The organism is Rhodococcus sp. AG1013, from assembly GCF_003350365.1.
Lineage (GTDB): Bacteria > Actinomycetota > Actinomycetes > Mycobacteriales > Mycobacteriaceae > Prescottella.
Map to the genome: position 1 here is coordinate 175,532 of NZ_QQAT01000004.1, position 26,005 is coordinate 201,536.

The following is a 26,005-nucleotide window of genomic DNA, read 5'->3' on the forward strand; positions in this document are numbered from 1 at the left end:
TGTCGAAGAACCTAGGTCCTGCAACGCGATTCGCGGACGACTTTCCCGCTCAGTGGGTGAGTGGGCGCTGCCTCGGGAAGGGTCAGGGCTGTCCCGGGAAGGCGGTGGTGGGGGGAACGGCCCCGAGGATCGCGCGCCAGTTCGCTGCTCGCACAGCGGCTTCGGTGAGGGCGGTGACGCCCACCTCGCGGGTGTGCTCGGACTGGCTGCGTTCGATCACCGACCGCCATGCCACCGCGGTATCGGCTTCGACCTGCGCGGCCAGCTGGGCGGCGGAGGTCGGATCGCTCACCGGGAACGGCACCGAGTACGCGGGCTGCGGTTGGGGGGCCTCGACGTCGGCTGCCGTCAGCGCGTCGATCGTCGCGTCGCGGCGCGCCCGGTGCGCCGCGGTGTTCGCCGAGACCAGGTCGGAGCGGGTGGGATTGGAGAAGGCCGCGACCAGCCCGTAGGCGAAGACGGCGGCGTACTCGGCCTGCAGCGCATCGATGAGCGCCTGCTGTTCGGGTCCGGGGCTCTGCTTGCTCACGGCAGCAACACCGCCTGCTGCGCGGCGCAGGCCGCGCTGATCGAACCCAGTAGCCCGGCGCGGTAGCCGGACTGGGTGCGTGCCAGCCGGGCAGCCTCGCGTTGCGCGTCCGCGATTTCGGCGCGCAGCTGCTCGAGTGTCGGTGGTGCCGGTACCTGCGGGGAGGGCGTCGTCGTGTCGGACGACGCGGAACCGGCGGCGCGCGCGATCTCCGCGTCCAGCGCGTCGGCATGCGCGGTCCGCTCGGCAGCCACCACGCCGAGCGCCCCGGCCCGATCGGGGTACGTCGCAATCGCCGTCGTCGCGTTCGCGGCATCCCGGCGCGCGAGTTCGGCCTGGGCGGTGAGGGCATCGATTTCGGCCGGGGTGTCGGCCTGCCCCGAATCCGAGCAACCCGTCGTCAACGTGAGCGCTGTCGTCCCGAGCGCGGCGCTGCCCACGACGCGCAGCGCGGCGCGTCGGGAGAGCGGGTGAGTGAGAAAGGGCGTTCGCACTCGATCATGGTGCCAGGAATCGGTCGGATAGTCGGCACCGCGCAGGTCGCGGCGAAGTGCGGGGCCGTCACATCGGACCGGATGGTCGGCCGGTCGCGTCGGACCGCATGGTCACGAACGCCCCGGAAGCGCGATACCCTGAATGCTCCACAGTCCACCTCGTGGTGCGTACCGTCCTGCGACGACGAAGTCGATCGGCGCAGGGTGAGACCACCACACGTCAGTGATGACCACAACTGAAGCGAGGAGCGTCCCAGATGCCGGTGCCGTCGAGGGAGAGGGTTATCGAGCTTCTCGCCGAACCTGTCGAGCGTGAGGGCTACGACCTCGAGGATGTGACGATCACACTCGCGGGCCGGCACAGCTCGGTCCGCGTCATGGTCGACAGTGACGCCGGGCTCGAACTCGACGCGGTCGCCCGGCTCAGCCACGTCATCTCCGACGTGTTCGACGCCGCCTCGGATTTCGGTGAGTCCCCGTACACGCTCGAGGTGACGTCGCCGGGTATCGACCGGCCGCTCACCGAGGAGCGCCACTGGCGGCGCGCCCAGGGGCGCAAGGCGTTGATCGAACTCGAATCCGAGTCCGTGACCGGCCGGATCGGCCGGCTCGCCGACGGTGGTGTCGATGTCGTCGTCAAGGCCAAGGGTGGCCCGACGGTGCGTCGTGTGGAACTGGAAGATGTCAGGAAAGCTGTTGTGCAGGTGGAATTCTCGCGACCCGATGCGAGGGAGATCGAGCTTGCGGGTGGAATCCCGGAGGGTCGTGTCGCACCTGCGGACGCGGATGCGTCGAACGAAGAAGTAGAAGGGTCGGACAAGTGAATATCGATATCGCCGCGCTGCGGGCAATCGAGACGGACAAGGGAATCTCCGCGGGCACGATCATCGCGGCGATCGAGACGGCTCTGATCACCGCGTACCGACACACCGAGGGACACCAGCCCCACGCGCGTATCGACGTCGATACCAAGACCGGCATCGTGCGAGTCATGGCGCACGAGGTCGATGCGGACGGCAATCGTGTCGGCGAGGAGTGGGACGACACCCCGGAGGGCTTCGGGCGTATCGCCGCGACCACGGCTCGTCAGGTCATCCTCCAGCGCCTGCGTGACGCCGAGCACGAGCGCAGCTTCGGCGAGTACGCCACCCACGAAGGTGAGATCGTCGGCGGCGTGATCCAGCGCGACACCCGCGCTAACGCGCGCGGCATGGTCGTCGTGCGGATCGGTAGCGAGGCCAACGGGGCCGAGGGTCTGATCCCGCCGGCCGAGCAGGTGCCGGGGGAGACCTACGAGCACGGCGACCGGATCAAGTGCTACGTCGTCGGGGTCTCCCGGGGTCAGCGTGGGCCGCAGATCACGCTGTCGCGGACCCACCCGAATCTGGTCCGCAAGTTGTTCGCCCTCGAGGTTCCCGAGATCGCCGACGGCTCGGTCGAGATCATCGCGGTCGCGCGCGAAGCTGGCCACCGGTCCAAGATCGCGGTTCACTCCCGCGTGCAGGGGCTGAACGCGAAGGGCGCGTGCATCGGCCCGATGGGTCAGCGCGTGCGAAACGTCATGAGCGAACTCGCCGGTGAGAAGATCGACATCATCGACTACGACGAGGATCCGGCGAAGTTCGTCGGCAACGCGCTGTCGCCGTCGAAAGTGGTGTCCGTCACTGTGGTGGATCCCGATGCGCGGGCTGCGCGGGTCGTCGTCCCCGATTTCCAGCTGTCGCTGGCCATCGGCAAGGAGGGGCAAAATGCGCGTCTCGCTGCACGGTTGACCGGGTGGCGTATCGACATCCGCAGTGACGCCGCCCCGGGCCCCGAGTCACAGGTCGGTCGCGAAACGACGGGTGCTTAGAAACAGAATGCGGAGTTCACGCCAATACAGCGGTAGAGTGGTCGATGGTTCAGCGTGAACTGTCGGTGTCTACGCGTGTCCAAGCCGGTGAACCGGTGCGGACGTGCGTTGGATGCAGGCAGAAAGGGCTGGCCGCCGACCTGCTCAGGGTCGTGGCGCGGGAGGCCGAGTCCGGTGGATTCGTCCTCACCCCCGATCCGAAGCGAAGGCTCCCAGGGCGCGGTGCGTGGTTGCACCTCGACCCGAAGTGCCTGGCTGAGGCGGGTCGGCGCCGAGCATTCGGCAGAGCACTACGGGTGTCCGGAAGTCTGGATTCCTCGGAACTCGACCGGCTGACCGAGCCGGGCGGGATGTTCGAGACATCGAAGGCGGGTCATTCGAACCTGTGAAAACAGGCACAGTGATCACGCAGGACGTAGTACCACTCGGGACCTCTCGGGTTGCACAACACTCGGGAATGTCGAGCAGTACCTCAGAGAACAGGCACAAGCACTCATGAGCACACCGTGAAGCACCAGCGATGAACGTCCATCGGAGATAACCGAGGTCGTGCGGGCAAGTCGCTCGCTCGACCTCTCAGTAGAGGAGAGCAGTGGCAGGCAAGGCCCGCGTGCACGAGTTGGCGAAAGAACTCGGTGTCACAAGTAAGGAACTACTCGCACGGCTCAAGGAGCAGGGCGAGTTCGTGAAGTCGGCGTCCTCCACGGTGGAGGCGCCCGTCGCGCGTCGTCTGCGGGAGTCGTTCCCGTCCGCGAAGTCGCAGACCGAAGGCAAGACGGAAGGCTCGGACAGTGCTCCGCGTCCGTCCGCCAAGCCCGGTGCGGTCGCGCCCAAGCCCGGTGCCCCGCGCCCCGGCCCCAAGCCCGCTCCGGCCGCTCCCGCGGCCCCGGCGGCAGAAACCCCGGCGGCTCCGGCCGCTCCCAGCGCTCCGGCCGCCAAGGTGCCCGGTCCGCGTCCCGGCCCGGCACCCACGCCGGCGCCGAAGCCTGCCCCGCAGGCACCCGCTGCTCCGGCCGCGCCCGCTGCTCCGGCAGCTCCGGCGGCCTCGGCCGCTCCGGCTCCAGCAGCCCCGACCGCTCCGGGCCCCAAGCCCGGTGGTCCGCGCCCCGGCCCCAAGCCGCCGCGCGTCGGTAACAACCCGTACTCCTCGGCTCCCGCCGACCGTCCGGCTCCGCGCCCGGCACCCGGTGCCCCGCGTCCGGGTGCTCCGCGTCCGGGTCCGCAGGGCGGTGCCCCGCGTCCGGGTGCTCCCGGCGCTCCGCGCCCGGCCGCAGGTCCCGGTGGCCCGCGTCCGGCTCCCGGCCAGGGCGGCCCCCGTCCCAGCCCCGGATCCATGCCTCCCCGTCCGAGTCCCGGTGCGATGCCGGCCCGCTCGTCGCGTCCCGCACCCGGTGCGGGTCGTCCCGGCGGCGGCCGTCCCGGCGCTCCCGGCGGTCGTCCGGGTGGTGGCGGCGGTGGCTACCGCGGTGGCGGCGCTCCCGGTGCCGGTGCTCCCGGTGCCGGTGCAGGTGCCGGTGCTCCCGGTGGATTCCGCGGTCGCCCCGGTGGCGGCGGCGGACGTCCGGGTGGTCGCGGCGGTGCCGCGGGTGCCTTCGGTCGCCCCGGTGGCGCTCCGCGTCGCGGTCGTAAGTCGAAGCGGCAGAAGCGTCAGGAATACGATTCCATGCAGGCGCCCGCCGTCGGCGGCGTGCGGTTGCCCCGTGGCAACGGTGAGACCATCCGTCTCGCTCGCGGCGCATCCCTCTCCGACTTCGCGGAGAAGATCGACGCGAACCCGTCGGCACTGGTCCAGGCGCTGTTCAACCTCGGCGAGATGGTCACGGCCACTCAGTCGGTGAACGACGAGACCCTCGAGCTGCTCGGCGGCGAGATGAACTACGTCGTCCAGGTCGTCAGCCCGGAGGACGAGGACCGCGAGCTGCTCGAGTCGTTCGACCTCACCTACGGCGAGGATGCCGGTAACGAGGACGACCTCGAGTCACGTCCGCCGGTGGTCACCGTCATGGGTCACGTCGACCACGGCAAGACCCGCCTGCTCGACACGATCCGCAAGGCCAACGTCCGCGAGGGCGAGGCCGGTGGCATCACCCAGCACATCGGCGCCTACCAGGTGCTGACCGAGCTGGACGGCAATGAGCGTCTGGTGACGTTCATCGATACCCCGGGTCACGAGGCGTTCACCGCCATGCGTGCCCGCGGTGCCAAGGCCACCGACCTCGCGATTCTCGTGGTCGCGGCCGACGACGGCGTCATGCCGCAGACGGTGGAGGCGATCAACCACGCCCAGGCGGCCGACGTGCCGATCGTGGTCGCGGTGAACAAGATCGACAAGGAGGGGGCGAACCCGGACAAGATCCGCCAGCAGCTCACCGAGTACGGCCTCGTCACCGAGGAGTACGGCGGCGACACCATGTTCGTCGACATCTCGGCCAAGCAGGGCACCAACATCGATGCCCTCCTGGAAGCGGTGCTGCTGACCGCGGATGCCTCCCTGGATCTGCGCGCCAACCCGGACATGGATGCCCAGGGTGTCGCGATCGAGGCGCACCTCGACCGTGGCCGTGGTCCCGTGGCGACCGTGCTCATCCAGCGCGGCACCCTGCGGGTCGGCGACTCGATCGTCGCGGGCGACGCCTACGGCCGCGTCCGTCGCATGATCGACGAGCACGGAGACGACGTCGAGGAGGCACTGCCTTCGCGTCCCGTCCAGGTCGTCGGCTTCACGTCGGTCCCCGGCGCAGGCGACAACCTGCTCGTGGTCGACGAGGACCGGATCGCCCGCCAGATCGCGGACCGGCGTAATGCACGCAAGCGCAACGCGCTCGCTGCCCGCAGCCGCAAGCGCATCAGCCTGGAAGATCTGGATGCCGCGCTCAAGGAGCACAACGAGCTCAACCTCATCCTCAAGGGCGACAACTCCGGCACCGTCGAGGCGCTGGAAGAGGCCCTCATGGGGATCGAGATCGACGACGAGGTGCAGCTGCGCGTGATCGACCGCGGTGTCGGTGGCATCACCGAGACCAACGTCAACCTGGCGTCCGCGTCCAACGCGATCATCATCGGCTTCAACGTCCGTGCCGAAGGCAAGGCGACGGAGCTGGCGAACCGCGAGGGCGTCGACATCCGGTACTACTCGGTGATCTACCAGGCCATCGACGAGGTTGAGAAGGCCCTCAAGGGCATGCTCAAGCCGGTCTACGAGGAGGTGTCGCTGGGCAAGGCCGAGATCCGTGCCATGTTCCGCTCCTCGAAGATCGGCAACATCGCGGGCTGCCTCGTCACCTCGGGCATCGTGCGCCGCAACGCGAAGGCACGCCTGATCCGTGACAACGCGGTGATCGCCGAGACCATGACGATCTCGTCGCTCAAGCGGGAGAAGGACGACGCGACCGAGGTCCGCGAGGGCTACGAGTGCGGTCTGACCGTCACGTACTCCGACATCAAGGTCGGCGACGTGATCGAGGCCTACGAGCTTCGCGAGAAGCCGCGGGACTAGTCGCACCGCACGTGTCCCTCCCCGGTGGCCTGGTGCCACCGGGGAGGGACACTCCGGCTGTGCCGGTAGTCGACATCTCACACCGGAGGGAGGACTGGTGTATCTCGGTGCGCTCGAGATGGACATCCTGTTCGGCGATGTGCGGTCATTGAAGGAGAAGCGGTCGCTGGTCCGACCGGTTCTGACCGAATTGCGCCGATATGGGGTGTCAGCTGCCGAGACCGGCGAGCAGGACCGCTACAGGCGGGCCCTGCTCGGTGTCGCGGTGGCCAGTTCGGGGGTCGATCATGTCCACGAGGTGCTGGATCAGTGCGAGCGGCACGTCGCTGGACGACCGGAACTGCAGTTACTGGCAGTTCGACGAAGAATTTTCGGCCCCGAGGATTAACGGGCTGACGGCGGAGATATCCCAGAGAGGAGACTGATTGCCATGGCAGATCCTGCACGCGCACGCAGGCTCGCTAAGCGAATCAGCACGATCGTCGCGACGGCGATCGACCACGAGATCAAGGACCCGCGTCTGGCCTTCGTGACCATCACCGACGCGAAGGTCACGGCCGACCTGCACGACGCCACCGTGTACTACACGGTGATGGGGGCGGACCTCGAGTCCGAACCCGACGTCGCGGGTGCCGCCGCCGGTCTCGAGAAGGCCAAGGGTGTGCTCCGCTCCAAGGTGGGCGCCGGGACCGGGGTGCGGTTCACGCCGACCCTGACGTTCGTCGCGGACACCGTGCCGGACACCGCTCGGCACATGGAAGAGCTGCTCGCTCGTGCGCGCGCCGCGGACGATGCCGTGGCACGTGCCCGGGAGAACGCGCAGCCGGCGGGCGACGCCGACCCCTACAAGGAGTCGCGCGCGGCCGACGGCGACGAGTCTGCCGCCGGGGACGTGTCCTCGTCCGAGGACAACTGACCCGCGGCGCCCATGACCCACTGCCCGGAAACCTCGCCCCCGGCCCTCGGCCCGCAGAACCTGCATGCGCAGGATGCGGTCGAGGTGCTGGCGGGTGCGACGTCGGTGACGATCCTCTGTCACCTCCAACCCGATGCCGACACGATCGGTAGCGGTCTTGCTCTCGGAATGGTCTTCGAGCGCAAGGGAATTCCGGTCCAGGTGTCGTTCGCGGCGCCCGCTGACCTGCCGGTGTCGATGTCGGGTCTGCCCGGCACGCACCTGCTGGTTCCGGCGGACGCCGTCGACGAGGACGTCGATCTACTCGTCACCGTCGACTGCGGCAGCACGGGACGGCTCGGCAAGCTGGCGTCCCGTCTGGGCGGGGCGCGGCGGTCGCTGGTGATCGACCATCACCGGTCCAACACCCGTTTCGGGATGTTCAACCTGGTCGACGAGTCCGCCGAGGCGACCACGGCCGTGCTGGCGGAAATATTCGACCTGTGGGGTGTGGAGATCGACGCCGACCTCGCGCACTGCCTGTACGCCGGACTCGTGACCGACAGCGGATGCTTCCGCTGGGTGCAGCCGGGCACACACACCCTCGCCGAGCGACTGCTCGGCACCGGCATCGACGGCGCCGCCATTGCGCGCCGACTGCTCGACACCCACCCGTTCGGCTGGCTGCCGATGCTCGGCTCTGTGCTGTCGTCGGCGGCCCTGGTGCCGGACGCCGCGGACGGCCGCGGACTGGTGCACGCGGTGATCCGCTGCGCCGACTCCGCCGGACTCGGGTCCGAGGAAGTCGAGAGCGTCATCGACATCGTGCGCACCACCTCTGAGGCGGAGGTCGCGGCGGTGTTCAAGGAGTCCGCGCCGGACGTGTGGTCGGTGTCGCTGCGCTCGAAGGAGTCGGTGGACGTCTCGGCGGTCGCGGAACGGCTCGGGGGCGGCGGGCACCGGTTCGCGGCCGGCTACACCGCGACGGGCACCAGCGAATCGGTCGTCGCCGCGTTGCAGGAAACCCTCGGCTGACTTGACCGGCACGACAGACCGCACCACCGAGATCGCCGAGGGCGCCGACGTCGGGGCCCGCCGGATCCTCGGGCTCGCGCTGCCCGCGCTCGGCGTTCTCGCCGCGGAGCCGCTCTACCTCCTGCTCGACATCGCCGTCGTCGGGCATCTCGGTGCCCTCGCGCTCGCGGGCCTCGCCGTCGGCGGGCTCGTCCTCGCCCAGGTCAGCACCCAGCTCACGTTCCTCTCGTACGGGACCACCGCGCGGGCGTCGCGCATGCACGGCGCCGGCCGGGAAGGGGACGCGGTCGGGGAGGGTGTGCAGGCCACGTGGCTGGCCCTCGGCATCGGCGCGGCGCTCGTCGCCGTCGTCCAACTGCTGGCCGGGCCCATCACGTCGCTGATCGCGGGGTCCGGCGACATTGCCTCCGAGGCGGAGCAATGGCTGCGTGTCGCGGTGTTCGGGGCGCCCCTGATTCTGGTCGCGATGGCCGGCAACGGCTGGATGCGCGGTGTGCAGAACACCATGCGGCCCTTGCGGTTCGTACTGGTGGGGCAGGCGATCTCGGCGGTGCTGTGTGTGCTGCTGGTGCACGGCGTGGCCGGGGCGCCCCGGCTCGAGTTGGTCGGGTCGGCGATCGCGAACGTCGCGGGTCAAGCGACGTCGGCGGTGCTGTTCGGGGTGGCGTTGCTGCGCTCTGGTGTGCCGCTGCGGCCGCGCGCCGGGATCATGCGGGCGCAGATGGTCCTCGGCCGCGATCTGATCCTGCGCAGCCTGGCCTTCCAGGCGTGCTTCCTGTCGGCGGCGGCTGTCGCGTCGCGGTTCGGTGCCGCGTCCGTCGCCGCCCACCAGGTGGTGCTGCAGCTGTGGAACCTGGTGTCGCTGACGCTCGATTCGCTCGCGATCGCCGCGCAGACCCTGGTGGGGGCCGCACTGGGCCGCAGCGACGTGCGCGGAGCGAAGCGGCTCGCGTGGCGTCTGACGCGTTGGTCGGCGGTGTTCGCGATGGTGCTGGCCCTGGTGTTCGCGGCCGGGCACACGGTGATCCCGGCGCTGTTCACCGAGGATCCCGCCGTGCTCGACCAGGCGGCGGTGGCGTGGTGGTTCTTCGTCGGCATCACGCCGGTCGCGGGCGTGGTGTTCGCGCTCGACGGCGTGTTGCTGGGTGCGGGCGATGCCGCGTTCCTGCGGACCGCGACGCTGGCCTGCGCACTTGTCGGATTCCTCCCGCTCATCTGGGCGTCGCTGGCCTGGGACTGGGGACTGGCCGGAATCTGGACGGGGCTTACTGTGTTCCTCATGCTGCGGATGTTCGCTGTGTTGTGGCGCACAGCGTCGGGCCGCTGGGCCGTCGGGGGTTCCGATCTCCAGTTCCGGGAGACGAAAGGGTAGTGGTGTGGCAGGGAAGTTGATGGCGGTGAGCGACACACACGTCGGACACCGGGGGAATCGTCCGATCACCGAGGAGATCTTCCCGGACTCGCCCGACGACTGGCTGATCGTCGCGGGCGACGTCTCGGAGAAGACCGACGACATCCGCTGGGCGCTGACGTTGCTGAAGAGTCGTTTCGCGAAGGTGATCTGGGTGCCCGGCAACCACGAGTTGTGGACCACCGCCAAGGATCCGGTGCAGATGCACGGGAAAGCCCGCTACGACTACCTCGTCGACATGTGCCGCGAGATCGGTGTGCTGACGCCGGAGGATCCGTACCCGGTGTGGGAGGGCGAGGGCGGTCCCGCCACGATCGTGCCGATGTTCCTGCTGTACGACTACTCGTTCCTGCCGGCCGGGGCGATCGACAAGGCCGACGGCCTGCGCATCGCGCGGGACAAGAACGTCGTGGCCACCGACGAGTTCTTGCTGTCGTCGGAGCCCTACGCGACCCGGGACGCCTGGTGCCGGGCCCGGATCGAGGAGACTCGACAGCGACTCGACGCCCTGGACCCGTCGGTCCCGACCGTCCTGATCAACCACTTCCCGCTGGTCCGCGAGCCCACCGCGGTCCTGTACTACCCGGAGTTCGCGCTGTGGTGCGGCACCGAGGCGACCAAGGACTGGCATACCCGCTACAACGCCGTGTGCTGTGTGTACGGCCACCTCCACATTCCCCGCACGACGTACTACGACGGGGTGCGGTTCGAGGAGGTGTCCGTCGGTTACCCGCGCGAGTGGCAGCGCCGCGGCCTGCCCGACAAGCTGCTGCGCCAGATCCTGCCGGTGCCGGACTACGCGCCCGGCACCCTGAACAAGTTCGGCGGACACTTTCGGATCACCGCGGAGCAGGAAGCGGAGTACGAGCGGATGAGAGCGCAGCGTTGAGAGGAACTGGGTTGATCGAGCGCATTCTGCCCACCGGTGTCGCCTCGGCGGAGCTGTTCGAGGACCCGCCCGGACTGCAGCCGCATCCGCAGGAGGAGTCGCTGATCGCGAAGGCGGTCGAGAAGCGCCGCCGCGAGTTCATCGGCGCGCGCCACTGCGCCCGGCTCGCGATGGCGGACCTGGGGATGGAACCGGCCCCGATCCTGCGGGGCGACAACGGTTCTCCCGTGTGGCCGCGGGGCGTCGTGGGGAGCCTGACGCACTGCGACGGCTACCGCGCCGCGGTCCTCGGCTACGCGATGCAGGTCCGCAGCGTCGGCATCGACGCCGAGCCGAACGGGCCACTGCCCGACGGCGTTCTCGACGCCGTGAGCCTGCCCGAGGAACGCGAGTGGCTCACCGGCGTCGACCCGGCCGTCGTGCACTGGGATCGGCTGCTGTTCTGCGCCAAGGAGGCCACCTACAAGGCGTGGTTCCCACTGACGCGGCGCTGGCTCGGTTTCGAGGACGCACACATCACGTTCACCGGCGGGACCGAAAGCGCCGGCGGTGGGGCGATGGGCTCCTTCCATTCGAGGCTTCTGGTGCCGGGCGGAACGACCGACGGATCAGCGCCGCTGGTCAGCTTCGACGGCCGCTGGCTGGTGTCGGACGGGCTGATCGTCACGGCCATCTCGGTGAGCTGAGTAGGAGCCGAGTCGGTGATCCGACCGGCGGCTGGCAGAATCGGACCACGTGTCCAAGTCTCAAAAACCGTCCTCCGGCCTCGTCGGCGCCGGCCTGCTGATCGTCGACAAGGATGCGGGGATGACCAGCCACGACGTGGTCGCCCGGTGCCGGAAGCTGCTCAACACCCGCAAGGTGGGCCACGCCGGAACCCTCGACCCGATGGCGACCGGTGTGCTGATCCTCGGTGTGGAGCGGGCGACCAAGCTGCTCGGCCTGCTGGCATTGACCACCAAGTCGTACAGCGCGACGATCCGGCTGGGCCAGGCAACTACGACCGACGACGCGGAGGGCGAGGTCCTCTCGACGTCGGATGCGTCGGCCGTGACCGACGAGCAGATCGCGGCCGAGGTCGCGAAGCTCACCGGCGACATCCAGCAGGTGCCGGCGAGTGTGAGCGCCATCAAGGTCGACGGTCAGCGCGCTCACGCCCGGATCCGTGCGGGTGAGGAGGTCACGCTCGCGGCCCGTCCCGTGACGGTCTCGCGCTTCGAGGTGCTGGCGCGGCGCGACGTGCCGTCCGAGGACGGGGGATTCGTCGACCTCGACGTGGACGTCGACTGCTCGTCCGGCACTTACATCCGCGCACTCGCCCGGGATCTGGGTGCGACGCTCGGAGTCGGTGGCCATCTGACGGCGCTGCGACGCACCAGCGTCGGGCCGTTCACACTCGAGCATGCCCGCACCCTGGACCAGCTCGCGGACGATCCGGGCGTCAGCCTCGACATCGACCAGGCCGCACAGACAGCGTTCCCGCACCGGCAGATCACCGCCGAAGAGGCCGAATCGATCAGCCAGGGCCGGTGGCTCGAGCCGATCGGGTTGAAGGGCGTGTACGCGGCGATCGACCCGAACGGGCACACCATCGCCCTGCTGCAGGAGCGCGGCAAGCGGGCCAGTTCGGTGATGGTGGTGCGGCCGGCGACCCTCCAGTAGCGCAGGTGTTCAGCTGCCCGGAATGAACCCCGGGTAGACGAAATGCACCGGCCCGCCACCGGGCTCGTTCGACCCCATCGATCCGGGGTAGTCCATCGGCAGGTGGACCAGCTTGTGCGGATTTCCCTCGCGGTCGGCCTGCCAGCACTCGGACAGGACGCCGTGGAAGCCGGTGCACACGATGCGGGTGCTGGTGCCGAAGGGTGACGTCAGCCGGTTGCGGCTGACGAACGGATTCCAGTAGTCCGGGTCGGTGGGCGTCAGGAAGCCGTAGTACTCGGCGGGACCGGTGGCGCTGGGGTAGGGCGGGACCGGCGGCCATTCGTCCGCGGAGGCGATTCCGGCACCGGCGACGGCGACGGCACCGATGGCGGACACGGTCGCGGCCGATCGTGCGATCCGACGGACGACTGAGTTCATCACGGACCTCGTTCCGGTCGTGTGCCGCCCGACGTGGTGCGGTGAGCCGAGCCTAGACCAGCCAGATGGCCTGTGCGGCAGGGTTGCCGAGGTCGACGGTGTCCGGCCGCGCGTCGAGCCGGATCGACACGGTGCCGGCGAAGTCGCGACGTTCGACGACGGCGATCTCGGTGTCGAGTGCGATCCCGACCGAGTCGAAGTAGCGCAGCATCGCCGGATCGGCGTCGGAGATGCGGGCGACGCGCCCGGAATCGCCGTCCTGGAAGTCGCTGAGCTGGCGGGCCGGCGGCGTGGGCACCGAGCCGTCGGCGGCCGGAATGGGATCGCCGTGCGGATCGCGCTCGGGGAATCCGAGCTTGGCGTCCATCCGGTCGATCATGCGGTCCGAGACGGCGTGCTCGAGAACCTCCGCCTCGTCGTGCACCTCGTCCCAGCCGTACCCGAGTTCGTTGACGAGGAACGTCTCGATGAGCCGGTGCCGGCGCACCATCGACACGGCCGCGGACCGGCCGGCGTCGGTCAGCGCGATCGAACCGTACCGGGCATGGTCGACCAGACCCTGGTCGGACAGCTTGCGGATGGCCTCCGAGACGGTGGATGCCGAGACGCCGATCCGCTCGGCCAGCAGCTTGGTCGACACCCGCTCGCGCGACCATTCCTGGACCGTCCAGATCACCTTGAGGTAGTCCTGCGCCACCGACGACAAGGTCTCCGGGCGGGTCACCTCGCTCGGAGGGGTTACGTCTGACTTCTGCGTGGCCACGGTTACGAGCTTAGGCAACAGTCACCCGGGACACACATCAACATCCCGTCGGACACACCGCTGCCGTGCGCACAGCGGACACCGGAGTCGCCGACCGGTTCGTTGATCGCGCAACATGATCAGCGGATTCGCACCGCAGAGTCGGTCCGAACGTGACCGGCGTCCGCAGTGGCCGTAGGCTGCCACCTGTGCAGAGATGGCGAGGTCTGGACGATGTGCCGGCGGACTGGGGGCGTTGTGTCCTGACGATCGGCGTTTTCGACGGCGTGCACCGTGGGCACGCGCAACTGATTTCCCGCGCGGTCGGCGCGGCTCGTGAGCGTGGAATTCCCAGTGTCCTCATGACATTCGATCCGCATCCGGCGGAGGTCGTGCGCCCGGGTAGTCACCCGGCGCAGCTGACGACGCTGCCGCGGCGGGCCGAGTTGGCCGAGGAGTTGGGAATCGACGTCTTCTGCGTCATGCCCTTCACGACGGAGTTCATGAAGCTCTCTCCCGAGCGGTACGTCCACGAGATCCTGGTCGAGCGTCTGCATGTCGCAGAGGTCGTCGTCGGCGAGAACTTCACGTTCGGTCGCAAGGCGGCCGGCAATGTCGACCTGCTCCGTGAGACGGGCGCGCGGTTCGGATTCGCCGTCGACGGTGTGAACCTGCTCGCCGAGCACGCCGTCACCTTCTCCTCGACCTACATCCGCTCGTGCGTCGACGCGGGAGACGTCGCGGCGGCCACGGAGGCGCTCGGACGCCCGCACCGCGTCGAAGGCGTCGTCGTGCACGGCGACGGTCGTGGGCGTGGGCTCGGCTTCCCGACCGCGAACATCGCACCGCCGATGTACTCGGCGATTCCCGCGGACGGCGTGTACGCGGCGTGGTTCACCGTCCTGGGCGCCGGCCCGGTCGAGGGCACGGTGGAGCCGGGACAGCGCTACCAGGCGGCTGTCTCGGTGGGTACCAACCCGACCTTCTCCGGCCGTACCCGCACCGTCGAGGCATTCGTGCTCGACCGGGAGGCCGACCTGTACGGCCAGCACGTCGCGGTCGACTTCGTCGAGCGCGTTCGAGGCATGGAGAAGTTCGACTCGGTGGACGCGCTGATCGAGGAGATGGGCCGCGACGCCGAGAAGGCCCGCAAGATCCTCACCGAGGCTGCCGAGTACTGACCGAGGCGCCGTACCTGGTAGGATTTCCCGCTGGTGTGTGCTGCGGTTCGCGGCGGCCGCACCCGTCGGGGGTCCGGTGCGAGCCGGAATCTCCGATTTCCATTCACGCGGACGTCAGTTACAGGAGTGCACCAAGTGGCATTGACCACCGAGCAGAAGAAGCAGATCCTCGGCGAGTACGGACTGCACGAGACCGACACCGGTTCGCCGGAGGCGCAGGTGGCCATGCTCACCAAGCGCATCGTCGATCTCACCGAGCACCTGAAGATGCACAAGCACGACCACCACTCCCGCCGCGGCCTGCTGCTGCTGGTCGGACGCCGTCGTCGTCTGCTCAAGTACGTCCAGAAGGTCGACATCGCCCGCTACCGTTCGCTCATCGAGCGTCTCGGCCTGCGCCGATAAGACGGTCACACGGCGAGTTGGCTCGCCGACCTCACCGATAGCCAGCGAGGCTTGCATAGTCGATGCTTAGACTGAGCCTCGTTGGCTATCGGTGTTTGCACCACCCCCGCCGCCCGCGCCTGCAGCCGTGGCGTCGGTCTTCGGTAGTGGCCCTCCGGATGCAATCCGGCAGGCTTCGATCGATGGCCGCCTCCGCACTGTGAGGGGTGCGCAGCCGCGACCAGGAGGGTCGCGGCGCCCATGCGGATACGGCAAAAGACGAGAGGGAAGAGAAGAAAAGAAATGACAGAGAATTCCGCGAATTCCGCAAATTCCGCAATCGAGGTCGAAGAGGGCGTGTTCGAGTCCTCCGCCGTCATCGACAACGGGAGCTACGGCACCCGCACCATTCGTTTCGAGACCGGTCGCCTTGCTCAGCAGGCCGCCGGCGCCGTCGTCGCCTACCTCGACGACGAGACCATGCTGCTGTCGGCCACCTCGGCCAGCAAGCAGCCCAAGGAGCACTTCGACTTCTTCCCCCTGACGGTGGACGTCGAGGAGCGCATGTACGCCGCGGGCCGCATCCCCGGCTCGTTCTTCCGTCGTGAGGGCCGTCCCTCCACCGACGCGATCCTGACCTGCCGTCTGATCGACCGGCCGCTGCGCCCGTCGTTCGTCGACGGCCTGCGCAACGAGATCCAGGTCGTCGTGACGGTCCTGAGCCTCGATCCCAAGGATCTGTACGACGTCGTCGCGATCAACGCCGCTTCCGCGTCCACTCAGATCGCCGGTCTGCCGTTCTCCGGTCCCGTCGGTGGCGTGCGTGTCGCGCTCATCACGTCCGAGGACAACAAGAAGGGCCAGTGGGTCGCGTTCCCGACGGTCGAGCAGCTCGAGACCGCGGTGTTCGACATGGTCGTCGCGGGCCGCGTCGTCTCCGGCTCCGGTGACGACGCCGACGTCGCGATCATGATGGTCGAGGCCGAGGCCACCGAGAACGTCATCGAGCTCATCGACGGCGGCGCGCAGGCGCCCACCGAGGCGATCGTGGCCGAGGGCCTCGAGGCCGCCAAGCCGTTCATCGCTCGCCTGTGCCAGGCCCAGCAGCAGCTGGCCGAGAAGGCTGCCAAGCCGACCGGTGAGTTCCCGCTGTTCCCGGCGTACCAGGACGACGTCTTCGCCGCCGTCGAGGCCGCCGCGACCGAGAAGCTCACGGCCGCGCTGTCCATCGCCGGCAAGCAGGAGCGCGACGACAAGACCGACGAGGTCAAGGTCGACGTGCTCGAGCAGGTCGCTCCGCAGTTCGAGGGCCGCGAGAAGGAGATCGGCGCTGCGTTCCGCTCGCTGACCAAGAAGCTTGTGCGCCAGCGCATCCTGCGCGACCAGTTCCGCATCGACGGCCGTGGCATCACCGACATCCGGTCGCTGTCCGCCGAGGTCGCCGTGATCCCGCGTGCGCACGGTTCCGCGCTGTTCGAGCGTGGCGAGACCCAGATCATGGGCGTCACCACCCTGGACATGGTCAAGATGGCGCAGCAGATCGACTCGCTGGGCCCCGAGACCAGCAAGCGCTACATGCACCACTACAACTTCCCGCCGTACTCCACCGGTGAGACGGGTCGCGTGGGCTCGCCGAAGCGTCGCGAGATCGGGCACGGCGCCCTCGCCGAGCGCGCGCTCATGCCGGTGCTGCCCAGCCAGGAAGAGTTCCCGTACGCCATCCGTCAGGTCTCGGAGGCACTGAGCTCCAACGGTTCCACCTCGATGGGCTCGGTCTGCGCCTCGACGCTGTCGCTGCTCAACGCCGGTGTGCCGCTGAAGGCTCCGGTCGCCGGTATCGCGATGGGCCTGGTCTCCGACGAGGTCGACGGCGAGACCCGCTACGTCGCGCTCACCGACATCCTCGGCGCCGAGGATGCCTTCGGCGACATGGACTTCAAGGTCGCGGGCACGAAGAACTTCGTCACCGCCCTGCAGCTCGACACGAAGCTCGACGGCATCCCCTCGAAGGTGCTGGCCGGCGCGCTGTCGCAGGCGCACGACGCCCGCACCACGATCCTCGAGGTCATGGCCGAGGCCATCGACACCCCGGACGAGATGAGCCCGTTCGCGCCGCGCATCACGACCATCAAGGTCCCCGTGGACAAGATCGGTGAGGTCATCGGCCCCAAGGGCAAGATGATCAACTCGATCACCGAGGAGACCGGCGCCAACATCTCGATCGAGGATGACGGCACGGTGTACGTCGGTGCCGCGGACGGCCCGTCCGCGCAGGCTGCGATCGACAAGATCAACGCCATCGCCAACCCGCAGCTGCCCAAGGTGGGCGAGCGTTTCCTCGGCACGGTCGTCAAGACCACCGCCTTCGGTGCGTTCGTCTCGCTGCTCCCGGGCCGCGACGGACTGGTGCACATCTCCAAGCTGGGCAACGGCAAGCGGATCGCCAAGGTCGAGGACGTCGTCAACGTGGGCTCCAAGCTCCGCGTCGAGATCGCCGACATCGACAACCGCGGCAAGATCTCGCTGATCCCCGTCGAAGACGATGCAGCGGGCGCGCCTGCTGATTCCGCCGAGGGTGACGCCGCCGCCGAGTAGGTCGGCCACAGCAGTACCGGGTCCGGCCCCGCACGGTTCGTCCGTGCGGGGCCGGACCTTTACCCGGGTGTATCGTGGATCGACGTTCACCGCACCTTCCGAGGTTTTCGGGACATCGTCCGGACTTAAGGAAACACGAACCGCCACATGGCTCAATCCCTTCGCGCGAAGCCCCTGAAGGCCCGACCCGGCTCCGCTCTCGATCCGCATCCCCGCACCGGCGTGCAGCGCACGGAGCTTCCCGGCGGCCTCCGGGTGGTCACCGAACACGTCCCGGGTGTGCGTTCGGCGTCCATCGGCGTCTGGGTCGGCGTCGGATCACGCGACGAGCAGCCCACCGTGGCCGGCGCCGCGCACTTCCTCGAACACCTGCTGTTCAAGTCCACCCCCACCCGCTCGGCGCTCGACATCGCTCAGATGATGGACGGGGTCGGCGGCGAACTCAATGCGTTCACGTCCAAGGAGCACACCTGCTTCTACGCGCACGTCCTCGACGACGACCTGCCGCTCGCGGTGGATCTCGTGAGCGACGTCGTGCTGCGCGGACGGTGCCGGTCGGTCGACGTCGACGTCGAGCGTCAAGTGGTGCTCGAGGAGATCTCGATGCGCGACGACGACCCGGAGGATCTTCTCGGGGACGCGTTCCTGACCGCGCTGTTCGGTGACCACCCCGTGGGCCGGCCGGTGATCGGCAGCATCGAGTCGATCGAGTCGATGACCCGCACCCAGCTGCATTCGTTCCACGTCCGCCGCTACACACCCGACCGCATGGTGGTCGCGGTCGCGGGCAACGTCGAACACGAGCACGTCGTGGAATTGGTGCGCCGGGCCTTCGTGGGGCACCTGGACCGGTCCGCATCACCCGCACCACGGCGCGAGGGTGCGATCCGGCTGCGGACCGCGCCGACGCTGAGCCTGACGAAACGCGACAGCGAGCAGGCACACCTGGCGCTGGGCGTGCGGGCGTTCGGTCGCCACGAGGGTCATCGCTGGCCCTTGTCGGTGCTCAACGCCGCGGTGGGCGGAGGTCTGAGTTCTCGCCTGTTCCAAGAGATCCGGGAGGAACGCGGGCTCGCCTACTCGGTGTACTCGGGGGTGGACACCTTCGCCGACACCGGCGCCTTCTCGGTGTACGCCGGCTGCCAGCCGGAGAACCTCGGCGAGGTGGCGACCCTGATCCGCGAGGTGCTCGCGAACGTCGCGTCCGACGGCATCACCGACGCCGAGTGCGCCCGCGCGAAGGGCTCGCTGCGGGGCTCGCTGGTGCTGGGGCTGGAGGATTCGGGTTCTCGGATGACCCGGATCGGCCGCAGCGAACTGAACTACGGCAACCACCAGTCGGTGTCGGAGACCCTCGCGCGCATCGACGAGGTCACCACCGACGAGGTGCGCGACGTCGCCCGGGTCCTGCTCCAGCGGCCGTTCGCGGCCGCGGTGGTGGGGCCGTACCGGCGCAAGCGGGACCTGCCCGCATCGGTTCGGGGGATCGTCCAGTAGTGGTCTGACATCCCGGTGACCGCCGGGGAAGGGGAGCGGAATGCGGATTCGTGGAGCGGTGCTCGAGGAGATCGCGCGGCCGCGGCCGTATGCCGTATCGGCCCCCATCGTGGTCACCGATCTCGACCTGGATCCGCCCGGACCGGGCGAGGTCCTGGTCCGCATCGAGGCCGCGGGACTGTGCCATTCCGACCTGTCCGTCGTCGACGGCAGTCGCGTGCGGCCCGTGCCGATGCTGCTCGGTCACGAGGCGGCCGGTCGGGTCGAGGCACTGGGCCGGGGCGTCGACGACCTGGTCGAAGGACAGCGGGTCGTCATGACCTTCCTGCCGCGGTGCGGCGAGTGCGCCGGATGTGCGACCGACGGCCGGATGCCGTGCACGGTGGGCGGTGCGGCGAACAACGCGGGCACGCTGCTCGGTGGTGAACGCCGCCTGCATCGCGGCGGCTCGATCGTGCACCATCACCTCGGCGTATCCGGGTTCGCCACCCATGCGGTGGTGAATCGCCACTCGGTGGTGCCCGTCGACGACGACGTCCCGCCCGAGATCGCCGCCGTCCTGGGCTGCGCGGTGCTCACCGGTGGCGGCGCGGTGCTCAACGCGGGACGTCCGCACGAAGGAGAGTCCGTCCTGGTGGTCGGCCTCGGGGGCGTCGGCATGGCCGCGATCCTCACGGCCGTCGCCTCCGGCGTCGGCGAGGTCATCGGGGTCGATGCGGTCGCGGAGAAGCTCTCTACCGCAGTCGAACTCGGTGCAACCCGGGTGCTCACCCCGCGAGAGCTGGCGGAGCAGGGGGTGGTTGCGGACGTCGTCGTCGAGGCTGCCGGCAACGCGCGGGCCTTCGAGGCCGCAGTGTCGGCGACGGCGCCCGGCGGCACGACGGTGACCGTGGGTCTGCCGGCGCCGGACGCGCGGGCGTCGATCTCGCCGCTGTCCCTCGTGGCGGGGGCACGCACGATCGTCGGCAGCTACCTCGGTTCGGCCGTGCCGGCCCGCGATATCCCCGTCTACGCCGATCTGTGGCGTCGGGGTCGTCTCCCGGTGGAGAGGCTCATCTCGTCGCGGATCGCCCTCGACGACATCAACGCGGGCATGGATGCGCTGGCCGACGGCACGGCGTTGCGTCAGGTGATCATGTTCGAGTGAGGCAGATCGTCGGGTTCGGCGCCCGGTCCGGCGCGTAGCATGGCGGCACGGGGGAACGATGTCGGCGGTGGTCGGGAATGGTTGTACTCGCCGGGATGGCGACCGCATTCGTGGTGGTGGGCCCGGGGCACCTGCCTGTGGAGATCGAGTCGGTCCGGGCGGTCGGATTCATCCTGCCGTCGACGGCCGGCGGCATGGGCGGTGCCGGAAGGTGTTGCGCGGCAACCGTTCTTCCCGATTGTTCGCGGCCGCGATGAGGTGCCGTGGGGCCCGATGCGGCAGGCTTGCGACGATTCGGGCGGGAGGCCCCCCTCGCCCTCGATGCCGAGGTCGACGGCGATGGACGGGGCTGACGGAATATGAACGAACTGGCGGAATGGGACATCGTCACCGGCGTGGGGATCACGGCGCTCGGTGTCGCGGCGGGACGCGCGATGGAGACGCACCGCGAAGGCGGTCTGGTCTCGGACCCGTATGCGGAGGCGTTCGTGGAGGCGGCAGCGCCCCCGGTGCCGATGCCGACGCGACTGGATGCGGCCGAGGACCTCGGGATCCCGTGGGAATCGATGGCGAACTACATGGGTGTGCGATCGCGGTACTTCGACGAGTACTTCGCCGCCGCCGGTGAGGCCGGAATCGACCAGGTGGTGCTGCTGGCGGCCGGTCTCGACGTGCGGGCCTACCGCCTCGACTGGCGGCCGGGGACAGTTGTCTACGAGTTGGACGCGCCGAAGGTGCTCTCGTTCAAGGGTGAGGTTCTGACCGAGCAGGGCGCGACCCCGCGGTCCGATCGGCGGGTCGTCGCGGTGGATCTTCGGGAGCCATGGGTGGTTCCCTTGCGGGACAAGGGTTTCGATCGCACCCGACCGTCGGCGTGGCTCGCGGAGGGCCTGATGCCGTTCCTGCCGAATTTGGCGAAGGAGCAGTTGCTCGGATCGGTCACCGAGTTGTCGACGCCGGGTAGTCGGATCTGTATCGAGCACGTCGACGACGTCCGGGGCATGCTGCAGGAACCGCAGTTCCACGACATGAACAAGCGTTTCGGGATCGACATGGAGGCGCTGTGGCCGGACGAGCCGGACTTCGGCCCCGCCGAGTGGCTTTCGGGGCACGGGTGGGACGTCGAGGTGATCCGATCGGCCGACGTCGCGGAGCAGTGGGGCCGGACCCTGGAGAATCCCGACCAGGACCCCATGCGGTCCAGCCAGTTCATCACCGCTGTTCGCCGGTGACTGTTCCCGTCCCGGTGTCCGGCACCGGTCGGCGCACCGTAGGCTTTCCCCCAAGGAATCGACGGGATCGGACGGAGCGTGGAAGTGACTTCAGCAGCACCCATCAGGGTCGGTGTTCTCGGTGCGAAGGGCAAGGTGGGCCGCGCGATGTGCGAGGCCGTCGAGCAGGCCGACGACCTCGAACTGGTGGCCGGTGTCGATCAGGGGGAGCGGATCGAGCACCTCGTCGACGAGCGCGCACAGGTCGTCATCGACTTCACCCACCCCGACGTCGTCATGGACAACCTGCAGTTCCTGATCGCCAACGGCATTCACGCCGTGGTCGGCACCACCGGGTTCGACGACGCCCGCCTCGCGCAGGTGCGGTCATGGCTGGCCGAGAAGCCGGGCGTCGGTGTGCTGATCGCCCCGAACTTCGCGATCGGCGCGGTGCTGTCGATGCGGTTCGCGGCCGCCGCGGCACGCTTCTTCGACTCGGTCGAGGTCATCGAGCTGCACCACCCGAACAAGGCCGACGCGCCGTCGGGCACCGCGTACCGCACCGCCGCACTCATCGCCGAGGCGCGGGAGAAGGCCGGTCGCGGACCCAGCCCCGACGCCACCACCACCGAACTCGAGGGTGCCCGCGGTGCCGACGTGAACGGCGTGCGCGTCCACTCGGTACGCCTGGCCGGTCTGGTCGCGCACCAGGAGGTGCTGCTCGGCACGCAGGGCGAGACCCTGACGATCCGGCACGACTCGATCGACCGGAACTCGTTCGCCCCCGGCGTGCTGCTCGGCGTCCGCGAGATCGGGCAGCGCCCGGGCCTCACCGTCGGTATCGACCCCCTGCTCGACCTGTGAAGAACCAGTCCACCCGTGTGGTCGCCGCGATCGCGGCGATCGTCGTCGCCCTCGCGTTCTACTTCGTGCTGCTCGGGCAGCGTGGCATCGCGCTGATCCAGGACGGTCGTGCCGTCCCGGTCGTCCTCGGCATCGCCGTGCTCGTCCTGCCACTGCTCGGCGTGTGGATGGTCGTCGCGACCATCCGGTCCGGGCTCGCACACCAGCACCTGGCCCGTCGGATGCACGACGAGGGCCTCGAGCTCGACGTCGACGATCTGCCGCGCCGCCCGTCCGGCCGGATCGAACGTGACGCCGCCGACGCGTTGTTCGCACAGGTCAAGCAGGAGTGGGAAGCCGATCCCGACAACTGGCGCAACTCGTACCGCCTCGCGCGGGCCTACGACTACGCCGGCGACCGCGGCCGCGCGCGCGACACGATGCGACGCGCCGTGTCGCTCGAGAAGCTCGAGCGCGAAGGCTGACCGCGATGGCTGACGCGTCGCCGGGGCAGGCGGAGAAGACCCTACTGGTGGTGCACCACACGTCTTCCCCGGCGACGCGCGAGTTGCTCGAGGCGGTGCTCGCCGGTGCTCGCGACCCCGAGATCACCGGCGTCACGGTGCGCTCGGTGCCGGCGCTGCACGCGACCGCCGTCGACGTCCTCGGCGCCGACGGCTACGTGTTCGGGACGTCCGCGAACTTCGGTTACATGTCCGGGGCACTCAAGCACTTCTTCGACACCGTCTACTACCCGTGCCTCGATGCCGTGGCCGGGCGTCCGTACGGGCTGTGGGTGCACGGCAACAACGACACCGCCGGCGCGGTGAAGTCGGTGCAGAAGATCGTCACCGGGCTGGAACTGACGCAGGCCGCGCAGATCCTGGAGATCACGGGGCCGATCGACGCGCACGTCCGCGAGCGCTGCTACGAGCTGGGCGCGACCGTCGCGGTCACCGTCGCCGGGGACCTCTGACCGCCTCAGTTCATCGGAACCGTGTCGGGCGACGACCGATCCGGCGGCCCGGCCTGGAACGGCGGAGGGTTGTCGACGTCGAACACGTCCGGCAGGGTTGAGCACGTCGCGCCCGGTTCCGGAAACGTGTTGCGGTTCAAGCGAAGTGCCTCGACGAAGTGATCGATCCGCGAGTCCGACGGGCCGTCGGCCACCAGTTGGTGGCCCCACGACTGCAGCGAGATCGGGACCGACAGGTCCGGGTACGGCGACATCATGAGATACGGCTGCCCCTCGACGCGACCGACGAGCCGGGCGAGGTCCGTGCCGGTGACGAGTTTCGGGTCGTACGTGATCCACACCGCGCCGTGCTCGAGTGAGTGGACCGCGTTCTCGCTGCGGATCGGTGCGTCGTAGACGGTTCCGTTGCAGTCCGCCCACACCGCGTCGTGCGGTCCGCCGAACGGGGGAGTCCGGTCGTACGCGACACGCTGCTGCGACCGGACGTGGAGACCCACCGGGTACTCGATGACCGTGATCCCCTCGATCCCCAGTGAGGGGTCGGGGTTGTCGGTGGTCGGCGCGAACGGCTCGGCGACCGCGGTGCCGCGGACCGTGCTGCCGCAGCCGGCGGTCACCGCGATCACGATCAGTGCCGTCGCCGCTGCCGCGACCCGGACGAGGGGACCCACGTCGGTGCCCGGCCTACTTGCCGTCGACGAACTTGGTGAGGCCCTTGCTGGCGGTGTCGAGTGCCATGTTCCGTGCCTTCTTCAGCATGAAGCCCGGCAGCGGGATCTTCGGGTCGACGGTGAGCTCGAACTTCACCAGCGTGCCGTCGCCCTTTGGGGTGAGGGTGTACGCGCCATCCTGGCTGTTCTGCTGAGTGCTCTCGACCAGCGTCCAGGACATTCCGGTGTCGCCGTCCCACGAGTAGTCGACGACCTGTTCGTCGTTGATGCCCATGATCGACACGGTCATCCGCACGCGGTGCGCGCGGCCGTCCGGATGGGTGCTCTCGACGATGACCTTCTTGTGAGCGGACGACCATTCGGGAAGCCGGTCCACGGCCGCGATCGCTGCCATGACGTCGGCCGGTGCGGCCTTGACCTCGAACTCCTTGGCCCCGGAAACAGCCATGCTCTGCACTCCCTCTACCCCGTGAACGATGAGACGCAATTAGACCATTCTCGGGGCCGGGATCACCGCAGGTCGGCGCGCGTGGAGGGGAAACGACTCAGGCGTCGTCGGGGCGACTGCGGCGCATCTGATCCCGGAGGGCGCCCTGAACCGCCTGGGAGACCCACGAATTGAGCGACATCCCGTCCTGCAGGGCGGCTTCCTCGGCCCGCGACTTGATCTGGTCGACCAATCGCAGTGTCACGCGGCTGATGTCGCCCGTGACGTCCTCGATGGTGCGGTAGGTGTCGGAGGCGTCGCTCGGCGGTGTGTCGCCCGGTTCGGGGCGGCGCCGGGTCGCCGCGACCGCGACGTCCGTCCCGTCGAAACGAACGTGGAGGGTGCGGTCGCCGAGCTCGTCGGAAGCCTCGCGGGCGAGATCGGACAGCGCCGACACCAGCATCAGCTGTGCCGAGCGCTCCACCGCGCCTGCAAGGGCCTGGGCGATCCGCTGGGTGTCCTCGTCTCCGAGGGCCGCCGCCGCGGCGAGGTCGTCACGCAATCGGGCTGTGTACTCGGTGAGATCCATGAAGTCAGTGTGACGCCATTGTTGACGTCAGTCAATCGTCGAAATGGCGTCACACTGACGGTTGGTGATGTCAGACGAGGAGTTTGGCCTTCAACGCCGCAATGTCGTTGTCGGTCAGGCCGAGACCCTGGCGCACGTAGTTGTCGAAGCTGCCGTACCTCTGCTCGGCGGTGGCGAACGCGGTGTCGAGCCACTCCTGCTTCACTCCGCCGCCGCCGAGCGAGGCGGTGATGCTCGAGCCGCTGTCGTCGACGTACTGGTTCGTCAGCATGTAGTCCGCGTTCACCGTTTCCCGGTCCACGCCGAGGATCGTCAGCAGCACCGCGGTGGTCCAGCCGGTCCGGTCCTTGCCGGCGCTGCAGTGGTACAGCACGGCGCCGTCGGTGTCGCGGATGTCGCGCAGCACGGCCGCGAACGCCTCGTCGGCGCCGGGGGCGTCGATGAATGCGACGTACGCCGACCGGAGGTCGACCATCGTCTCGATCGGCGCCTGGCCGAGCACGTCGTACCAGTTCGCCGTCGCGCCGGCGGGTAACCGGTCGGGCTGCAGAATCCGCTCGTACACCGTGCGCAGGTCGTCGACCACCTTGACGTCCTGGCCTTCGAGCGCGGCGAGGTCCGCCGGGGTCAGTTTGTCGAGCGCGTCCGTGCGGAACACCATGCCGGTCCGGACGGTCCTGCCGTCGACGGTGGTGTACCCGCCCACGTCGCGCGCGTTCGGCGCGCCTTCGAGGTGGAGCGAGTGGTCGATGTCGGCCGCGGCGACCGTCGTCGGTGCGGCCAGCGCGGCGCCGACCGGTCCGCCGACGAACAGTGCAGCACCGGCGGTGAGAGCGGCTGCCGCGCGAATCACGCGGACGCGGGTTGGGGCATGGACCACGGGACGCTCCTTCTCGAGATCGGATGCCGAGCCGCGACCGCGGCTGACACGGTGTACACCCAGTTGATACACCGTCCAGGCACCTGCGGGGTGGCGTTTGAGCAGACTCACTCGACCCGCCGACGCGGCGGGGGCTAGGGTGCGGTTCTGTGGTTCCCGGTGGGGTCAGGACCGAGGAA

28 protein-coding genes are annotated in these 26,005 nt (G+C 69.0%); 20 read left to right on the top strand and 8 right to left on the bottom strand.

The window, feature by feature from the left end; genetic code table 11:
* Positions 1–82: 82 nt before the first annotated feature.
* The gene (locus DEU38_RS07820) at positions 83–529 is read right to left on the bottom strand and encodes a ferritin-like domain-containing protein (protein ID WP_114719726.1); all 447 of its coding nucleotides are present in this window, start codon (positions 527–529) and stop codon (positions 83–85) included.
* A complete protein-coding gene (locus DEU38_RS07825) occupies positions 526–1,023 on the bottom strand; it encodes a hypothetical protein (protein WP_114719728.1) in 498 nt (165 codons plus the stop codon). The genes DEU38_RS07820 and DEU38_RS07825 overlap by 4 nt, the downstream gene beginning before the upstream one ends.
* 257 nt (positions 1,024–1,280) lie before the next feature.
* On the opposite strand from DEU38_RS07825, the gene rimP reads away from it, so the two are divergent.
* The 11 genes from rimP (at position 1,281) to truB (ending at position 12,263) form a co-directional block, all read left to right on the top strand.
* On the top strand, positions 1,281–1,847 hold the full coding sequence (gene rimP, locus DEU38_RS07830) for a ribosome maturation factor RimP (protein WP_114719730.1): 567 nt from the start codon (positions 1,281–1,283) through the stop codon (positions 1,845–1,847).
* A complete protein-coding gene (gene nusA, locus DEU38_RS07835; protein ID WP_114719732.1) occupies positions 1,844–2,875 on the top strand; it encodes a transcription termination factor NusA in 1,032 nt (343 codons plus the stop codon). Before rimP ends, nusA begins: the two co-directional genes overlap by 4 nt.
* Positions 2,876–2,919: 44 nt before the next feature.
* Complete coding sequence (locus DEU38_RS07840) at positions 2,920–3,264, top strand: YlxR family protein (protein ID WP_114719734.1); 345 nt, start codon at positions 2,920–2,922, stop codon at positions 3,262–3,264.
* Positions 3,265–3,467: 203 nt separating this feature from the next.
* Positions 3,468–6,371, top strand: a complete 2,904-nt coding sequence (gene infB, locus DEU38_RS07845; RefSeq protein ID WP_114719736.1) for a translation initiation factor IF-2 — start codon at positions 3,468–3,470, stop codon at positions 6,369–6,371.
* 97 nt (positions 6,372–6,468) lie between these two features.
* A complete protein-coding gene (locus DEU38_RS07850; RefSeq protein ID WP_114719738.1) occupies positions 6,469–6,759 on the top strand; it encodes a DUF503 domain-containing protein in 291 nt (96 codons plus the stop codon).
* 42 nt (positions 6,760–6,801) lie between these two features.
* Complete coding sequence (gene rbfA, locus DEU38_RS07855; protein ID WP_114719740.1) at positions 6,802–7,287, top strand: 30S ribosome-binding factor RbfA; 486 nt, start codon at positions 6,802–6,804, stop codon at positions 7,285–7,287.
* A gap of 12 nt (positions 7,288–7,299) precedes the next feature.
* A complete protein-coding gene (locus DEU38_RS07860; RefSeq protein ID WP_114719742.1) occupies positions 7,300–8,301 on the top strand; it encodes a bifunctional oligoribonuclease/PAP phosphatase NrnA in 1,002 nt (333 codons plus the stop codon).
* Between the two features lies 1 nt (position 8,302).
* The gene (locus DEU38_RS07865) at positions 8,303–9,673 is read left to right on the top strand and encodes an MATE family efflux transporter (protein WP_181818699.1); all 1,371 of its coding nucleotides are present in this window, start codon (positions 8,303–8,305) and stop codon (positions 9,671–9,673) included.
* A 4-nt stretch (positions 9,674–9,677) separates the two neighbouring features.
* Entirely contained in the window at positions 9,678–10,601 is a 924-nt protein-coding gene (locus tag DEU38_RS07870) for a metallophosphoesterase (RefSeq protein WP_114719744.1), read from the top strand.
* An 11-nt stretch (positions 10,602–10,612) separates the two neighbouring features.
* Positions 10,613–11,287 carry a 4'-phosphopantetheinyl transferase Npt gene (npt, locus tag DEU38_RS07875; RefSeq protein WP_114719746.1) on the top strand — a complete coding sequence of 225 codons (675 nt, stop codon included), beginning with the start codon at positions 10,613–10,615 and terminating at the stop codon, positions 11,285–11,287.
* A gap of 49 nt (positions 11,288–11,336) precedes the next feature.
* Positions 11,337–12,263: a tRNA pseudouridine(55) synthase TruB gene (gene truB / locus DEU38_RS07880; RefSeq protein WP_114719748.1), complete on the top strand. Its 927-nt coding sequence runs from the start codon at positions 11,337–11,339 to the stop codon at positions 12,261–12,263.
* A gap of 9 nt (positions 12,264–12,272) precedes the next feature.
* On the opposite strand, the gene DEU38_RS07885 is transcribed toward truB, so the two are convergent.
* Positions 12,273–12,683, bottom strand: a complete 411-nt coding sequence (locus tag DEU38_RS07885) for a hypothetical protein (protein ID WP_114719750.1) — start codon at positions 12,681–12,683, stop codon at positions 12,273–12,275.
* A gap of 52 nt (positions 12,684–12,735) precedes the next feature.
* Positions 12,736–13,407: a metal-dependent transcriptional regulator gene (locus tag DEU38_RS07890; protein ID WP_147283479.1), complete on the bottom strand. Its 672-nt coding sequence runs from the start codon at positions 13,405–13,407 to the stop codon at positions 12,736–12,738.
* 227 nt (positions 13,408–13,634) lie between these two features.
* Here DEU38_RS07890 and DEU38_RS07895 point away from each other — a divergent pair, with 227 nt between their 5' ends.
* The 9 genes from DEU38_RS07895 to DEU38_RS07940 all read left to right on the top strand — a co-directional run bounded on the left by DEU38_RS07895 (position 13,635) and on the right by DEU38_RS07940 (position 23,259).
* Positions 13,635–14,606 carry a bifunctional riboflavin kinase/FAD synthetase gene (locus tag DEU38_RS07895; protein ID WP_181818700.1) on the top strand — a complete coding sequence of 324 codons (972 nt, stop codon included), beginning with the start codon at positions 13,635–13,637 and terminating at the stop codon, positions 14,604–14,606.
* A 135-nt stretch (positions 14,607–14,741) separates the two neighbouring features.
* Complete coding sequence (rpsO, locus tag DEU38_RS07900; protein ID WP_031939812.1) at positions 14,742–15,011, top strand: 30S ribosomal protein S15; 270 nt, start codon at positions 14,742–14,744, stop codon at positions 15,009–15,011.
* 282 nt (positions 15,012–15,293) lie between these two features.
* On the top strand, positions 15,294–17,585 hold the full coding sequence (locus DEU38_RS07905) for a polyribonucleotide nucleotidyltransferase (protein WP_114719756.1): 2,292 nt from the start codon (positions 15,294–15,296) through the stop codon (positions 17,583–17,585).
* A 147-nt stretch (positions 17,586–17,732) separates the two neighbouring features.
* Positions 17,733–19,082, top strand: coding sequence for a pitrilysin family protein (locus tag DEU38_RS07910; protein ID WP_114719758.1), 1,350 nt, complete (start codon positions 17,733–17,735; stop codon positions 19,080–19,082).
* A gap of 40 nt (positions 19,083–19,122) precedes the next feature.
* A complete protein-coding gene (locus DEU38_RS07915; protein ID WP_114719760.1) occupies positions 19,123–20,229 on the top strand; it encodes an alcohol dehydrogenase catalytic domain-containing protein in 1,107 nt (368 codons plus the stop codon).
* A gap of 359 nt (positions 20,230–20,588) precedes the next feature.
* Positions 20,589–21,461 (top strand): class I SAM-dependent methyltransferase, encoded by an 873-nt coding sequence (locus DEU38_RS07925; RefSeq protein ID WP_114719764.1) that lies wholly within the window; start codon positions 20,589–20,591, stop codon positions 21,459–21,461.
* Positions 21,462–21,545: 84 nt separating this feature from the next.
* Positions 21,546–22,304, top strand: coding sequence for a 4-hydroxy-tetrahydrodipicolinate reductase (gene dapB / locus DEU38_RS07930; RefSeq protein ID WP_114719766.1), 759 nt, complete (start codon positions 21,546–21,548; stop codon positions 22,302–22,304).
* Positions 22,301–22,768: a hypothetical protein gene (locus DEU38_RS07935; protein WP_114719768.1), complete on the top strand. Its 468-nt coding sequence runs from the start codon at positions 22,301–22,303 to the stop codon at positions 22,766–22,768. The genes dapB and DEU38_RS07935 overlap by 4 nt, the downstream gene beginning before the upstream one ends.
* 5 nt (positions 22,769–22,773) lie before the next feature.
* Entirely contained in the window at positions 22,774–23,259 is a 486-nt protein-coding gene (locus DEU38_RS07940; protein ID WP_114719770.1) for a flavodoxin family protein, read from the top strand.
* Between the two features lie 5 nt (positions 23,260–23,264).
* On the opposite strand, the gene DEU38_RS07945 is transcribed toward DEU38_RS07940, so the two are convergent.
* From DEU38_RS07945 to DEU38_RS07960, 4 genes are all read right to left on the bottom strand, one after another.
* Positions 23,265–23,930 (bottom strand): DUF3105 domain-containing protein, encoded by a 666-nt coding sequence (locus DEU38_RS07945; protein ID WP_114719772.1) that lies wholly within the window; start codon positions 23,928–23,930, stop codon positions 23,265–23,267.
* Between the two features lie 13 nt (positions 23,931–23,943).
* Positions 23,944–24,378 carry an SRPBCC family protein gene (locus tag DEU38_RS07950; RefSeq protein ID WP_114719774.1) on the bottom strand — a complete coding sequence of 145 codons (435 nt, stop codon included), beginning with the start codon at positions 24,376–24,378 and terminating at the stop codon, positions 23,944–23,946.
* A gap of 97 nt (positions 24,379–24,475) precedes the next feature.
* Positions 24,476–24,946: a hypothetical protein gene (locus tag DEU38_RS07955; RefSeq protein WP_114719776.1), complete on the bottom strand. Its 471-nt coding sequence runs from the start codon at positions 24,944–24,946 to the stop codon at positions 24,476–24,478.
* Positions 24,947–25,016: 70 nt separating this feature from the next.
* Positions 25,017–25,826: a tyrosine-protein phosphatase gene (locus DEU38_RS07960; protein ID WP_181818701.1), complete on the bottom strand. Its 810-nt coding sequence runs from the start codon at positions 25,824–25,826 to the stop codon at positions 25,017–25,019.
* Positions 25,827–26,005: the final 179 nt, after the last annotated feature.